This window comes from Erwinia aphidicola (genome assembly GCF_014773485.1).
GTDB classification, from domain to species: domain Bacteria; phylum Pseudomonadota; class Gammaproteobacteria; order Enterobacterales; family Enterobacteriaceae; genus Erwinia; species Erwinia aphidicola.
Map to the genome: position 1 here is coordinate 585,855 of NZ_JACXBP010000001.1, position 14,513 is coordinate 600,367.

At 52.3% G+C, this 14,513-nt stretch carries 11 protein-coding genes, 2 tRNA genes, 2 other RNA genes and 2 pseudogenes; 8 read left to right on the forward strand and 9 right to left on the reverse strand.

Annotated features, from left to right (window positions below):
* Nucleotides 1–148: 148 nt before the first annotated feature.
* Nucleotides 149–217: pseudogene (locus ID864_RS23985) on the forward strand (hypothetical protein); the annotation flags it as partial.
* Here the strand turns inward: ID864_RS23985 and xthA are convergent.
* The 7 genes and pseudogenes from xthA to ID864_RS02805 form a co-directional block, all read right to left on the reverse strand.
* Nucleotides 185–937: pseudogene (gene xthA, locus ID864_RS02775) on the reverse strand (exodeoxyribonuclease III); the annotation flags it as partial. The pseudogenes ID864_RS23985 and xthA overlap by 33 nt on opposite strands.
* A gap of 143 nt (nt 938–1,080) precedes the next feature.
* A non-coding RNA gene (locus ID864_RS02780) (RtT sRNA) lies at nt 1,081–1,210 on the reverse strand.
* Between the two features lie 38 nt (nt 1,211–1,248).
* Nucleotides 1,249–1,378: non-coding RNA, RtT sRNA (locus tag ID864_RS02785), on the reverse strand.
* A 38-nt stretch (nt 1,379–1,416) separates the two neighbouring features.
* A tRNA-Tyr gene (locus tag ID864_RS02790) sits at nt 1,417–1,501 on the reverse strand.
* Between the two features lie 77 nt (nt 1,502–1,578).
* Nucleotides 1,579–1,663, reverse strand: a tRNA-Tyr gene (locus ID864_RS02795).
* A 144-nt stretch (nt 1,664–1,807) separates the two neighbouring features.
* Entirely contained in the window at nt 1,808–2,656 is an 849-nt protein-coding gene (purU, locus tag ID864_RS02800; protein WP_048915918.1) for a formyltetrahydrofolate deformylase, read from the reverse strand.
* 40 nt (nt 2,657–2,696) lie between these two features.
* Nucleotides 2,697–3,158: a YchJ family protein gene (locus tag ID864_RS02805; RefSeq protein WP_191149366.1), complete on the reverse strand. Its 462-nt coding sequence runs from the start codon at nt 3,156–3,158 to the stop codon at nt 2,697–2,699.
* A gap of 105 nt (nt 3,159–3,263) precedes the next feature.
* Between ID864_RS02805 and rssA the strand changes: the two genes are divergently transcribed.
* From rssA to ID864_RS02830, 5 genes are all read left to right on the forward strand, one after another.
* Nucleotides 3,264–4,175: a patatin-like phospholipase RssA gene (rssA, locus tag ID864_RS02810; protein ID WP_048915920.1), complete on the forward strand. Its 912-nt coding sequence runs from the start codon at nt 3,264–3,266 to the stop codon at nt 4,173–4,175.
* A gap of 93 nt (nt 4,176–4,268) precedes the next feature.
* Nucleotides 4,269–5,282 carry a two-component system response regulator RssB gene (gene rssB, locus ID864_RS02815; protein WP_048915921.1) on the forward strand — a complete coding sequence of 338 codons (1,014 nt, stop codon included), beginning with the start codon at nt 4,269–4,271 and terminating at the stop codon, nt 5,280–5,282.
* Between the two features lie 193 nt (nt 5,283–5,475).
* Nucleotides 5,476–6,384, forward strand: coding sequence for a UTP--glucose-1-phosphate uridylyltransferase GalU (galU, locus tag ID864_RS02820; RefSeq protein ID WP_048915922.1), 909 nt, complete (start codon nt 5,476–5,478; stop codon nt 6,382–6,384).
* A 26-nt stretch (nt 6,385–6,410) separates the two neighbouring features.
* Nucleotides 6,411–7,751, forward strand: a complete 1,341-nt coding sequence (locus tag ID864_RS02825) for a UDP-glucose dehydrogenase family protein (protein WP_048915923.1) — start codon at nt 6,411–6,413, stop codon at nt 7,749–7,751.
* 14 nt (nt 7,752–7,765) lie between these two features.
* Complete coding sequence (locus ID864_RS02830) at nt 7,766–8,773, forward strand: NAD-dependent epimerase (RefSeq protein WP_048915924.1); 1,008 nt, start codon at nt 7,766–7,768, stop codon at nt 8,771–8,773.
* Nucleotides 8,774–8,898: 125 nt separating this feature from the next.
* Here ID864_RS02830 and hns read toward each other — a convergent pair whose 3' ends face one another.
* The gene (gene hns / locus ID864_RS02835) at nt 8,899–9,306 is read right to left on the reverse strand and encodes a histone-like nucleoid-structuring protein H-NS (RefSeq protein WP_099753648.1); all 408 of its coding nucleotides are present in this window, start codon (nt 9,304–9,306) and stop codon (nt 8,899–8,901) included.
* A 358-nt stretch (nt 9,307–9,664) separates the two neighbouring features.
* On the opposite strand from hns, the gene tdk reads away from it, so the two are divergent.
* A complete protein-coding gene (gene tdk, locus ID864_RS02840; RefSeq protein ID WP_048915926.1) occupies nt 9,665–10,282 on the forward strand; it encodes a thymidine kinase in 618 nt (205 codons plus the stop codon).
* 128 nt (nt 10,283–10,410) lie between these two features.
* Here the strand turns inward: tdk and adhE are convergent, their stop codons facing one another.
* On the reverse strand, nt 10,411–13,095 hold the full coding sequence (gene adhE / locus ID864_RS02845; RefSeq protein WP_048915927.1) for a bifunctional acetaldehyde-CoA/alcohol dehydrogenase: 2,685 nt from the start codon (nt 13,093–13,095) through the stop codon (nt 10,411–10,413).
* Nucleotides 13,096–13,570: 475 nt separating this feature from the next.
* Between adhE and ID864_RS02850 the strand changes: the two genes are divergently transcribed.
* A complete protein-coding gene (locus tag ID864_RS02850) occupies nt 13,571–14,218 on the forward strand; it encodes a YchE family NAAT transporter (protein ID WP_048915928.1) in 648 nt (215 codons plus the stop codon).
* Nucleotides 14,219–14,513 lie beyond the last annotated feature (295 nt).

Sequence of the window (14,513 nt, forward strand, 5' to 3'; positions counted from 1 at the left end):
TCACGCTGCAGGTGTGTTGGCTGCCTCTATTCCCCCGGTCACTGGCTCAGGTAAGCTCCCGGGGATTTATTCAGTTGCCGCCTTCCTGCAGCGCGAAATCTAATGGGAATTAGAACAATCAGTAGCTAAACTGGGCCCAGATCGGTGCGTGATCGGAGGGCTTTTCCATCGCGCGAATATCGTAATCAATCCCGGTTGCTATGCAGCGCTCCGCCAGTGGCTTGCTGGCCAGCACCAGGTCAATGCGCAGGCCGCGGTTATCGTCAAAGCCTTTTGAGCGGTAGTCGAACCATGAGAAGCGGTCGTTAACTTCGCTGTTCTGCGCGCGCCAGGTATCGACCAGGCCCCAGTTCATCAGGCGGTCCATCCATTCGCGCTCTTCCGGCAGGAATGAGCACTTACCGGTGCGCAGCCAGCGCTTGCGGTTATCCTCGCCAATGCCGATATCCAGGTCGGTGCTGCTGATATTCATGTCGCCCATAATCAGTACCTGATTTTCCACTTTCTGCTGCTGCTCAAGGTAGCTTTGCAGGTCGCGATAGAACTTCTCTTTCGCCGGGAATTTGGTCGGATGGTCGCGGCTTTCCCCTTGTGGAAAATAGCCGTTAATCACGGTGAGCGGGCCGGCTGGCGTTTGAATGTCCGCCATAATGATACGGCGCTGGGCGTCTTCGTCATCACCCTCGAAACCGCGACGCACGGCGATCGGCGGCTCTTTCGTCAGCAGTGCCACGCCGTAATGCCCTTTCTGACCGTGATAAAACACGTTATAGCCGAGTTTCGCCACGTCCTCGAGCGGGAACATGTCATCGTGAACTTTGGTTTCCTGCAGGCCAATCACATCTGGCTGATGCTGTTCGACAATAGCGGCAAGTTGATGAGGGCGAGCACGCAGCCCATTGATATTAAAAGAAACAAATTTCATAGCGCAGGCCATTTAGCGTCGGAAAAGATGGCGGAATGGTAGCAGAAGTCGGGGCGAGAAAGAAATATTGCTGCGATAGATGATTCAGCTTCTCATCCTTCCCATCGGGAAGATGATTGAGTCGTGCAGGTTTGAAATATCCGGGGACTTGAAGAGGGTGGTGGGGGAAGGATAACTGCGTCGCTGCGCTCCTTGCCCTGCGGGCGCCACAGGTGGCGTGGTCTCACTGCGTTCGGCTCAAACCTTCGGGTCGAAGCTTCTCATCCTTCCCATCGGGAAGATGAATGAGTTGTGCAAGTTTGAAATATCCGGGGACTTGAAGATGGTGGTGGGGGAAGGATAACTGCGTCGCTGCGCTCCTTGCCCTGCGGGCGCCACAGGTGGCGTGGTCTCACTGCGTTCGGCTCAAACCTTCGGGTCGAAGCTTCTCATCCTTCCCATCGGGAAGATGATTGAGTCGTGCAGGTTTGAGATATCCGGGGACTTGAAGATGGTGGTGGGGGAAGGATTCGAACCTTCGAAGTCGATGACGGCAGATTTACAGTCTGCTCCCTTTGGCCGCTCGGGAACCCCACCAGGGGAAGCGTGTTAACAAACTCAGCGTAGTGATATGAACGCGGTGTGACAGGCATTTCATATCGTGAAACAGGAAATGGTGGTGGGGGAAGGATTCGAACCTTCGAAGTCGATGACGGCAGATTTACAGTCTGCTCCCTTTGGCCGCTCGGGAACCCCACCACTGGCCTTACTGCTGTGCTTGTTAAGCGGGGCGCATCATATCAGATGAACTGACGCTGTAAAGCCCCGTTAAAGAGAAAGCGTTGCGATTGCCGTTTTTTTGCCCGCGCTGCTGTTTTGTCATACAAAACAGCAGCATCCGGCTTACAGGATGATGGTGCGGTTGCCGTAAACAAATACCCGCTGCGCCAGCACCTGGTAAAGTGCGCGGCTCAGCGCATTCTTCTCTACGTCACGCCCGGCACGCATCATATCTTCTGCGGTATAGGTATGATCGACGTGAATAACATCCTGCATGATGATTGGGCCTTCATCCAGATTGTCATTCACGTAGTGCGCTGTCGCACCGATGATCTTCACGCCGCGTTCATACGCCTGGTGGTAGGGACGAGCACCAATAAAGGCAGGCAGGAAGGAGTGGTGAATATTGATGATCTGGTTCGGATAACGCTGCACAAAGGCCGGGGTCAGCACGCGCATGTATTTTGCCAGTACCACATAGTCTGGCTGATAGCGGTCAATTTCCGCCGCCATATTATTGTCGTGCTCTTCCCGGGTTAAGCCTTCGTGACTGACCAGAACAAACGGCACATCGAAACGCTCAACCAGCGTACGCAGCGTTTCGTGATTACCGATCACCGCCGCAATTTCAACATCCAGACCACCGTAGGCGCTTTTCATCAGCAGATCGCCAAGGCAGTGCGCCTCTTTGGTCACCAGAATAACAATACGGCGGCGGCCCGCTGGCTGCAGCTCGCGCACTGAACCGGCCGGCAGCGCGCTGTCAAGGTCGGCCAGCAGCGTGGTGTCGTTGAAAATGCCTTCCAGCTCGGTGCGCATGAAGAAGCGCCCGGTGCGGTGATCAACAAACTCATTATTCTGTACAATGTTCAGTTCGTGCTTGTAGCAAATATTGGTGATTTTGGCGATCAGCCCTTTTGCATCCGGGCAGATGGTCCGTAAAACTTTTCGTTGCAGTGTTTGCGCTTGCATTGCGATGGTAATCCTGTCGATACAATTGGGAAATCAGGGGTCAAGAGTGACCGCAGCATTTCTTGTATTTCTTGCCGGAGCCACATGGGCACCGATCGTTGCGCCCGATTGGCGGGAAGGTTCCGTCGATATAGTACCAGCGTTGCTCCTCGCGAAGAAAGCGTGAACGTTCATGAATAGAGCGTTCGCGCTGATTTTCAGAGAACCTGGCAAAAAAAGTCACATAACCCTGTTGGCCATCCGCGATAACTTCGCTGCTTAATACCTTCAACCCGAGCCATTCGGTGTGGGCAAAACTCTCTTCTATACTGGCTGCAAAAGCAGAGGCTTGACATGACGGGTGCCAGGTTGCAACCAGATAATCCACATCCTGTTTGACATAAGCACAGTAGCGCGAGCGCATTAATGCTTCTGGATGAGAAGGTTGCGCCGCACCGCTTAGAAACGGCTGGCAACATAGGCTATACTGCGATCCGCTACCGCACGGACAAAGTTCAGACACGTAAACTCCGATTAGCTAATAACAGGGTTAAAATTTTAGGCATCATGATAACCGGGCAGCATCGGTGATGCCATTTTGTTAGTGAATTTCATGCCAGAGGGTGGAATGAGACAGGTTAAAATCGGGCTAGCGCTGGGGTCGGGTGCCGCAAAGGGATGGGCACATATCGGGGTGATAAACGCTCTTGAACGCGCTGGCATCCGTATCGACGTCGTGGCCGGATGCTCCGTAGGTGCCCTGGTCGGGGCCGCATATGCCACGCAGCGACTGACGCTGATGGAGCGCTGGGTGCGCTCATTCAGCTACTGGCAGGTGATACGCCTGATGGATTTTTCATGGCAACGTGGTGGGCTGCTGCGCGGTGAGCGCGTGTTCAGCCACGTGCGTGAGCTGATCGGCAAAAATAATATCGAACAATGCGGTTTACCTTTCGGCGCTGTGGCGACTAACCTTAGTACCGGCCGTGAGCTGTGGCTGACGGAAGGCGACCTGCATCAGGCCGTGCGCGCATCCTGCAGCATGCCCGGTTTACTGGCACCTGTGAGCTGGAACGGTTACTGGCTGGTGGATGGCGCGGTGGTCAACCCGGTGCCTATTTCCCTGACGCGTGCGCTCGGCGCTGATATTGTGATTGCCGTGGATTTGCAGCACGATGCGCACCTGATGCAGCAGGATTTGCTGTCAGTGACGCCAGAATCCGGCGATGAGCATCCTCAACCGCAGCCTGACAGCTGGAGCGGCCGCCTGCGTCAGCGCATTAGCAACCTTAAGCTACGTAGAGTGAATCACACACCCGGCGCCATGGAGATTATGTCTACCTCTATCCAGGTGCTGGAAAATCGGTTGAAGCGCAATCGTATGGCGGGTGACCCACCAGATGTGTTGTTACAACCCTTCTGCCCACAAATTTCTACCCTGGACTTCCACCGGGCTGAAGAGGCCATTGAAGCGGGGAGACTGTCCGTTGAGAAAAAAATGGATGAATTGTTACCTCTGGTTCGCGACAGGCAACAATAGCGTGGTCAAAAAGCGACGACTTCAGCCAATTCTGAGAGGCGCAAAGAGCGTTTATAGACCACTATTGAGGTATCTGTTATGCAGGGGGAAGCAATGGAAAAACCATTAAGTGGAAAACATATTCTCATCGTTGAGGACGAAGTCGTTTTCCGTTCCCTGCTGGATAATTTCCTCACTGCGCTCGGTGCGGTGGTCACTTTGGCTGATGACGGCATACACGCACTTGAATCCCTGAGCCGTACTCTGCCGGATTTGATGATCTGCGACCTTGCCATGCCACGCATGGACGGTATCAAACTGGTGGAGCATCTGCGCAGCAAGGGAAACACATTGCCCATCCTGGTTATCTCTGCCACGGAAAATATGTCGGATATCGCCCACGTGCTGCGTCTGGGCGTGCAGGATGTGCTGCTCAAGCCGGTTAAAGATCTCGCTCGCCTGCGTGAAGCGGTGTTCGAGTGCCTCTATCCCTCAATGTTTACGTCTAAAGTGGAAGAGGACGAACAGCTGTTTCAGGACTGGGACGCGCTGGTCAGTGACCCGCAGGCTGCCGCCAAGCTTCTCAAGCAGCTGCAACCGCCGGTGCAGCAGACAATCGCTAACTGTCGCATCAACTATCGCCAGCTGACGATGGCAGAGCAGCCGGGACTGGTGCTTGACGTGGCGGCATTATCGGAACGCGATCTCGCTTTCTATTGTCTCGATGTCACCCGTGCCGGTGATAACGGCGTGCTGGCCGCACTACTGCTACGCGCTCTGTTCAATGGACTGCTGCAGGAGCAGCTTTCCGGTCAGGGCCAGCGCCTGCCCGAGCTGGGCGGCCTGTTAAAGCAGGTCAATTTACTGCTGCGCCAGGCCAACCTGAAAGGTCAATTTCCACTGTTGGTGGGCTACTACCATCAGGGTTTAAAGAATCTGATCCTCGTTTCTGCTGGTTTAAACGCCACTCTCAACATTCATACCCACCAGATCCAGCTGAGCAATGGTGTCCCTCTTGGCACCATGGGCAGCACACATCTTAATCAAATCAGCCAGCGGTGTGATGCCTGGCAGTGTCAGGTTTGGGGCGCCGGAGGCCGACTGCGCCTGATGTTGTCTACGGATTAACCGCTGCTTCACTATTTTCATCTGGCCCTGGAAGACAGGGCCAGAGATAAGCTTTACACTTGGGTAATAGTCTTAATTTGCACTGAAAAGGTTTATCCAGGATAAATCCGCGTGGGTTCAACTGGTATACTCAACTCGTTTTTAACTCGACATATCAAGTAATAACTTGAACGGCCTAAAGAGAGGTACTTAGATGTCTGCCTATAAGTCCAAAGTAAAAAAAGCGGTTATCCCTGTTGCTGGTTTGGGAACGCGTATGCTGCCAGCCACCAAAGCTATTCCAAAAGAAATGCTGCCGCTGGTTGATAAGCCGTTAATTCAGTATGTCGTTAACGAGTGTATCGCTGCTGGGATCAACGAGATTGTGCTGGTTACGCACTCTTCTAAAAACTCGATTGAAAACCACTTCGATACCAGTTTCGAGCTGGAAGCGATGCTGGAAAAACGCGTTAAGCGCCAGCTGCTGGAAGAGATTCAGTCTATCTGCCCACCGCACGTCACCATCATGCAGGTTCGTCAGGGTCTGGCGAAAGGCCTGGGTCACGCGGTAATGTGCGCATGGCCAGTGATTGGCAATGAGCCAGTTGCGGTGATCCTGCCGGACGTTATTCTCGACGAATATGAGTCAGACCTGTCGAAAGATAACCTGGCTGAAATGATGAAGCGCTTCGACGAAACCGGTCACAGCCAGATCATGGTTGAGCCAGTCGCTGACGTGACCGCTTACGGCGTGGTTGACTGCCAGGGTGCAGAGCTGAAGCCTGGCGACAGCGCACCAATGGTGGGTGTGGTTGAGAAGCCAAAAGCGGACAAAGCGCCGTCCAACCTTGCGGTTGTTGGTCGCTACATTCTCTCTGCGGACATCTGGCCACTGCTGGCGAAAACCCCTCCGGGCGCCGGTGATGAGATCCAGCTGACTGACTCCATCGCCATGCTGATGGAAAAAGAGACCGTAGAAGCTTATCACCTGAAAGGTGTGAGCCATGACTGCGGCAACAAGCTGGGCTATATGCAGGCCTTCGTTGAATACGGTGTGCGTCACAACACGCTGGGCAGCGATTTCAAAGCGTGGCTGGAAAGCACCGTAGGCAATAAAAAGTAAGTTTAATTTCTAACCGGGACAATTCAATGAAAGTCACCGTATTTGGTATCGGCTATGTTGGTCTGGTTCAGGCTGCGGTTTTGGCCGAAGTCGGACATGACGTTCTTTGCATCGATGTCGACGAAAATAAAGTCGAGAATCTGAAGAAAGGGATCATTCCTATTTTTGAACCGGGCTTGACGCCGCTGGTTATGCAGAACTATGAGGCCGGACGCCTGAAGTTCTCCACTGACGCAGCAGCTGGCGTTAACCACGGGGTTATGCAGTTTATCGCGGTGGGTACACCGCCTGATGAAGACGGTTCAGCGGATCTGAAATATGTTACCGCCGTGGCGCGTACCATTGCTCAGCATATGCAAGAGCATAAAGTGGTGCTCGACAAGTCAACTGTGCCAGTGGGTACGGCTGACCGCGTGCGTCAGGTAATGGAAGAGACGTTGAAAGGGCGAGGCGTAGAGCTGACCTTTGACGTGGTCTCCAACCCTGAGTTCCTGAAAGAAGGGGCAGCAGTCAGCGACTGTATGCGTCCTGAGCGTATTGTTATCGGTACGGATAACGACGAAGTGGTTGAACTGCTGCGCGAGCTGTATGAGCCGTTTAACCGCAATCACGATCGCATGATCCTGATGGATATTCGTAGTGCTGAATTAACCAAGTATGCGGCCAACTGCATGCTGGCGACCAAAATCAGCTTTATGAATGAAATCTCTAACCTGGCTGAACGCCTGGGTGCAGATGTCGAAAAAGTGCGTCAGGGCATTGGCTCCGATTCACGCATCGGCTACTCATTCATTTATCCTGGCTGTGGCTACGGCGGCTCCTGCTTCCCGAAAGATGTGCAGGCGCTCATCCGCACCGCAGAGCAGATCGGCTACAAGCCACGTCTGCTGCAGGCGGTTGAAGACGTCAACGATTCGCAGAAGACCAAGCTGCCAACGTTTATCAAGCGTCATTTCGGTGAGAATTTGCAGGGCAAAACCTTTGCGCTGTGGGGGCTGTCATTTAAGCCAAACACCGACGACATGCGTGAAGCTTCCAGCCGCGTGCTGATGGAGTCACTGTGGCAGGCGGGCGCAACCGTGCAGGCTTTCGACCCGGAAGCGATGGACGAAGCGCAGCGTATCTACGGTCACCGCAGCGATCTCAAGCTGATGGGAACCAAAGAAGCTGCCCTGCAGGGCGCAGATGGCCTGGTGATCTGTACCGAATGGCAGAACTTCCGCGCACCTGATTTTGACGTGATTAAAAATGCTCTAAAAGAACCCGTGATTTTTGATGGTCGTAACCTGTATGATCCAGAAAGAATCAGCAAGCGCGGTTTTGTTTATTATGCAATCGGCCGCGGAGCATCTCTTCAAACTGCATAATAAATGAGGGTAGTATGAAATATCTGGTTACCGGCGCAGCAGGCTTTATTGGCTTTCATGTCACCCAACGTCTGTTGGCTGCCGGTCACCAGGTTGTCGGTCTCGACAACCTGAATGACTATTACGATGTTAATCTTAAGACAGCCCGTCTTGACCTGATTAAAAACCACCCCGAATTCACCTTTGTGAAAGGCGATCTCGCCGATCGTGAAGGCATTGCCGAACTGTTCCGCGCTCAGCGCTTCCAGCGTGTCATTCACCTCGCCGCGCAGGCGGGCGTACGTTATTCATTAGAGAACCCACTGGCTTATGCCGACGCCAATTTAATTGGCCATCTCAATATTCTGGAAGGGTGCCGCCATAACCAGGTTGAGCATCTGTTATATGCATCATCCAGCTCGGTGTATGGATTAAATCGCAAGATGCCGTTCTCAACCGACGACTCGGTTGACCACCCGGTATCGCTGTATGCCGCGACCAAAAAAGCCAATGAGCTGATGTCCCATACCTATTCACATTTATATGGTATTCCTACCACTGGCCTGCGCTTCTTCACCGTTTATGGTCCGTGGGGGCGTCCGGATATGGCGCTGTTTAAATTTACCCGTGCGATGATTGCCGGTGAAAAAATCGACGTCTATAACCACGGCCAGATGCGTCGTGATTTCACCTATATTGACGATATTGCCGAAGCTATTCTGCGTTTACAGGATGTTATCCCACAGGCGGATATTAGCTGGACGGTTGAAAGCGGCAGCCCGGCAACCAGCTCTGCGCCTTACCGCGTATACAATATCGGCAACAGCCAGCCCGTTACGCTGATGTCGTATATCGAAGCGCTGGAGAGTGCGCTGGGGCAGACTGCGCAGAAAAATATGCTGCCTATGCAGCCGGGTGACGTGATGGAAACCAGCGCCGATACCAGCGCATTATATAAGGTGATCGGCTTCAAGCCGCAGACGTCAGTCGAAGAGGGCGTGGCGCGCTTTGTGGCGTGGTATAAAGATTTCTACCGCGTATAAGCCCACCAGCCGAAAGAAAAAGGAAGCCGTGATGGCTTCCTTTTTTTCTTTGCCTGGTGGCTGTAACAAAATGGGACGAAACGCCCCATTAAATTTAGGTCTAAAGAACCGGAGTTTGAGCGAAATTACAGCAGAAAGTCTTCCAGCTTCTTGCCTTGCTCTTCAATGGCTTTTTTGATTACGGCAGGTGTACGACCCTGGCCGGTCCAGGTTTTGTTTTCGCCATTCTCATCGACATAAGAATATTTTGCCGGGCGCGCTGCACGCTTAGCTTTACCAGGGGCTTTAGCCGCAGCCAGAGTAGACAGTAATTCATTCGGGTCGATACCGTCTGCAATCAGCATATCGCGATACTGCTGCAGTTTACGGCTGCGTTCTTCAACTTCAGCCTGTGCCTGGCTCTCTTCTTCGCGGCGTTCATTAACCACCACTTCCAGTTTTTCCAGCATTTCTTCCAGCGTTTCCAGGCTACATTCTCTCGCCTGAGCACGCAGCGTGCGGATATTGTTCAGGATTTTAAGTGCTTCGCTCATTGTCCAATTCTCTAAATTATATTGATGGGTTACTAATGCTCGATAATAATAGTGTCCGGCTATAAGAACTGCAATAGTTAATTTTGTAAGAAAAGTAGAAGTGCTAATAGTCAGGAATCTCTGACATGATAAAAGGCGATAAAATATGATTCGCTGGCTAAATATCCTGCTGTGAAAAGAAGGGTGATGGTATGGAAACAGTGAATTCCATATCATCAGAAAATTGAAAAATCCTGTTAAGTTGTGCTGAAGCCACATGTTCAACCACTATTTCTTCGGGTTATTGCAGGCGTGAAGGCTCTCGCTGCGGCGGTTTATGGTACACTGCCGCCATCTTGGTGATTCGGAGTAGGGGCTGATGGCTCAGCTATATTTCTATTATTCCGCGATGAATGCTGGAAAATCGACGGCTTTGTTGCAATCTTCTTATAATTATCGTGAGCGCGGCATGCGCACTCTGGTGTATACCGCAGAGATCGATAATCGCTTCGGCGCCGGTAAAGTGAGTTCGCGTATCGGCCTCTCTTCCCCAGCAAAATTGTATAATAAAGACACGTCGTTGTTTGCTGAGATAAGTGCTGAGCACCAGCGGGAAACCGTTCACTGCGTGCTGGTGGATGAAAGCCAGTTTCTGACGCGTGAACAGGTTAAAACATTATCCGAAGTGGTGGATGTTTTAGATATACCTGTACTTTGTTATGGCTTACGTACAGATTTTCGCGGCGAGTTATTTATCGGTAGCCAATACCTTTTAGCCTGGTCAGATAAACTGGTTGAATTAAAAACCATCTGCCACTGCGGCAGAAAAGCCAGCATGGTATTAAGGCTCGATCAGGACGGTAAGCCCTTTAAAGAAGGGGAGCAGGTGCAAATTGGCGGTAATGAGCGCTATGTATCCGTCTGCCGTAAGCATTACTACGAAGCGCTGGAGAGTGGTTCACTGCACGCCATTTATGGCAGCAAGGGGCCGGAGTAATATTGAACTGTCGCGGTGGTTAACGCAAAGAAATGTGCCGTCGATATTTCACAACTCTATAAGCGTTTCTTAATATTTCCTGATAAAAAAACCCGCCAGTTGGCGGGTTTTTATTCTTACGCTAGGGCTTAACGTTTCACTTTCTTTTCAACTTTCCTGGCTTCGACGGGCGCAGCGGCCACGGCTTCGGCAATGTTAGCGAAAGGTTCAACATAATCGCGGCCGTAGAAGCTATCCAGCATGATCTGTTTCAGTTCAGCAATCAGCGGGTAGCGTGGGTTAGCGCCGGTACACTGGTCATCGAAAGCATCATCAGCCAGCTTATCGACTTTGGCGAGGAAGTCCGCCTCCTGCACCCCTGCTTCGCGGATGGACTTAGGAATACCCAGCTCCGCTTTCATCCCGTCCAGCCAGCTCAGCAGCTTCTCAATTTTCTGTGCGGTGCGGTCGCCCGGTGCACTGAGGCGCAGGTGATCGGCGATTTCAGCGTAGCGGCGGCGCGCCTGCGGACGGTCATACTGGCTGAAGGCCGTCTGCTTGGTTGGGTTATCGTTAGCGTTGTAGCGAATCACGTTACAGATAAGCAGCGAGTTCGCCAGACCGTGTGGAATGTGGAACTCTGAACCCAGCTTATGCGCCATCGAGTGACAGACCCCAAGGAAGGCGTTAGCAAACGCGATACCGGCGATAGTCGCGGCATTGTGTACACGCTCACGCGCCACCGGGTTTTTCGCCCCTTCACGGTAGCTGGCCGGCAGGTTTTCCTGCAGCAGTTTCAGCGCCTGCAGGGCCTGACCGTCGGAGTATTCGTTAGCCAGCACCGAGACGTACGCTTCCAGCGCGTGGGTTACGGCATCCAGACCACCAAAGGCGCACAGTGACTTCGGCATATCCATCACCAGGTTGGCATCCACAATCGCCATATCCGGGGTGAGGGCATAGTCAGCCAGTGGATATTTCTGACCGGTGGCGTCGTCGGTTACGACCGCAAATGGCGTTACTTCTGAACCTGTACCTGAAGTGGTGGTGACGGCAATCATCTTCGCCTTCACGCCCATTTTCGGGAACTTATAGATACGTTTACGGATATCCATGAAGCGCAGTGCCAGCTCTTCGAAATGCGTTTCCGGATGTTCGTACATCACCCACATAATTTTCGCCGCATCCATCGGCGAACCCCCGCCCAGGGCGATAATCACGTCCGGCTTGAAGGAGTGCATCTGTTCAGCACCTTTACGCACGATGCTCAGCGTTGGGTCAGCTTCCACCTCGAAGAAGACTTCAGTTTCCACCCCGCGCGCTTTCAGCACGTTGATGATCTGGTCAGCGTAGCCGTTGTTAAACAGGAAGCGGTCGGTGACGATAAAGGCACGTTTGGCTCCGTCGGTGGCCACTTCATCAAGGGCAATGGGCAGTGAACCACGGCGGAAGTAGATAGACTTTGGAAGTTTATGCCACAACATATTCTCAGCTCGCTTGGCCACGGTTTTCTTGTTAATCAGATGTTTTGGTCCGACGTTTTCAGAAATCGAGTTGCCACCCCACGAGCCGCAGCCCAGCGTTAGTGACGGTGCGAGTTTAAAGTTGTACAGGTCGCCGATACCCCCCTGAGAGGCCGGAGTGTTGATCAGGATGCGCGCTGTCTTCATTTTGTCGCCGAAGAAGTTAACGCGTTCACGCTGATTATCCTGGTCAGTGTACAGGCAAGAGGTATGACCGATACCGCCCATCGCCACCAGCTTCTCAGCTTTACCTACCGCATCAGCAAAATCTTTGGCGCGATACATCGCCAGAGTCGGTGACAGTTTTTCATGAGCAAAGGGTTCCGACTCATCGACCAGTTTCACTTCACCAATCAGGATTTTAGTGTTGCCCGGGACGCTGAGGCCGGCCATTTCAGCAATTTTCACCGCAGGCTGACCGACGATAGCGGCATTCAGCGCGCCATTCTTCAGAATGATATCCTGAACCGCTTTCAGCTCGCTGCCCTGCAGCATGTAGCCACCGTGGCTGGCAAAGCGCTCACGCACCGCCTCATAAGCGCTGTCGACCACAATAACTGACTGCTCAGAAGCACAGATTACGCCGTTATCGAAGGTTTTCGACATCAGGATAGAAGCCACGGCACGTTTGATGTCCGCCGTTTCGTCAATCACTACCGGAGTATTACCTGCGCCCACGCCGATAGCCGGTTTGCCGGAGCTATAGGCGGCTTTCACCATACCCGGGCCGCCCGTGGCGAGGATAAGGTTAATATCAGGGTGGTGCATCAGCTGGTTAGACAGCTCAACGGAGGGGACATCGATCCAGCCGATAATGTCTTTTGGTGCCCCGGCCGCAATGGCGGCCTGCAGTACGATATCGGCCGCTTTGTTGGTGGCATCTTTCGCACGAGGATGCGGCGAGAAGATAATCCCGTTACGGGTTTTCAGGCTGATCAGCGCTTTAAAGATAGCGGTAGATGTTGGGTTGGTTGTCGGGACAATCCCGCAGATGATGCCGGTGGGTTCCGCGATAGTGATGGTGCCGAAAGTGTCATCGGTTTCAAGAATACCGCAGGTTTTTTCGTCTTTGTAGGCGTTGTAGATGTATTCAGAAGCAAAGTGGTTTTTGATCACTTTATCTTCGACGATACCCATGCCAGATTCGGCAACGGCCATTTTAGCCAGTGGGATACGGGCATCAGCAGCTGCTAATGCCGCAGCCCGGAAGATTTTGTCTACTTGTTCTTGAGTAAAGTTGGCGTATTCACGCTGGGCTGTTTTAACACGTTCAACAAGTGCGTTAAGTTCAGCGACATTAGTAACGGCCATAATGCTCTCCTGGAAAGTTAAACTCTATTAGTAAACAAGTGAGAACTAGCAAGTATAGTCATGGCTGGCTACCGGGCCGTGTTAGGGCGGGCCAACCTGCTAAACAGGTTCTTCCGGGTTTACTGAAAGAGTCTGCGCTCTGCACGCGCTGTGGGTCACTTTCGGTAAGTTACTAACTCCTTTTGGTAACACTGAGCATAGCGCTTGTACTGGGGGTAAATAATGATTTGGATCATGTTTACTGGCGGCTGACACCTTTCAGCCTGTGATTAAAATATGACCAGCTTCAAACTATCGCAAACCTGGCGTCGAAAGTTGAGAATAAGTTTCATCTGCTAATCTTCAGCGTCGTAATGGCGATATCCACTGCCTGCGGCGCAGCACAATGGCGTGATATTCCAGGAGGCGGGGGATAGTCATTATCACGGATTTGAATTACATTAGCGCCCATCAATCAGCCCAACAGGAGCATGGTGTGAATCCTGCACTTTTAGACCTCTCTGGATATATTAAATTTTTCGTTGGCCTGTTCGCGCTGGTCAACCCGGTGGGGATCATTCCTGTTTTTATCAGCATGACCAGCTATCAGGTTCCGGCAGCGCGCAATAAAACCAACCTGACCGCCAACCTGTCCGTGGCGATTATCCTCTGGACGGCGCTATTCCTCGGCGACGGCATCCTGCACATCTTCGGGATCTCTATCGACTCATTTCGTATTGCGGGCGGCATTCTGGTCGTCACCATTGCGATGTCGATGATCAGCGGCAAACTGGGCGAAGATAAGCAGAATAAACAGGAGAAGTCAGAAACGGCTAACCGGGAGAGCATCGGGGTCGTACCGCTGGCGCTGCCGTTGATGGCGGGACCGGGGGCAATCAGTTCGACGATTGTCTGGAGTACGCGCTACCACAGCTGGCAAAACCTGCTGGGCTTTAGCGTGGCGATCGCGCTGTTTGCCTTCTGCTGCTGGCTCTGCTTTCGCGCTGCACCGTTAATGGTCAGAGTGTTGGGGCAGACTGGAATTAACGTGGTGACCCGTATTATGGGATTGCTATTGATGGCGTTAGGAATAGAGTTTGTGGTGACCGGGATAAAAGCGTTGTTCCCGGGGCTGGTCAACTAGCCTGTTTTAATTCTGAAATAATCATATTAAAGCGCATATTCTGCGCTTTTTTTATCTCTGCATTCTTGCGGTGCACTATATCAGGTCAACTTACCGTGCAGCTGCATCATTATGGTGCAATTATTCATGGCGCTTAATTGAGGGCGCTGATTATTAATGTAATTACTGCAACTGCCGGTTCAATCGCTTAGTTACCACCGTTTGTGAGATTTATTACATTTCAATCTGGCGGTGAGAGACGGATTTATCAAAATTTAATGCTAGTCGCCCGGCAAAACCCGGAATTTTTGTGACG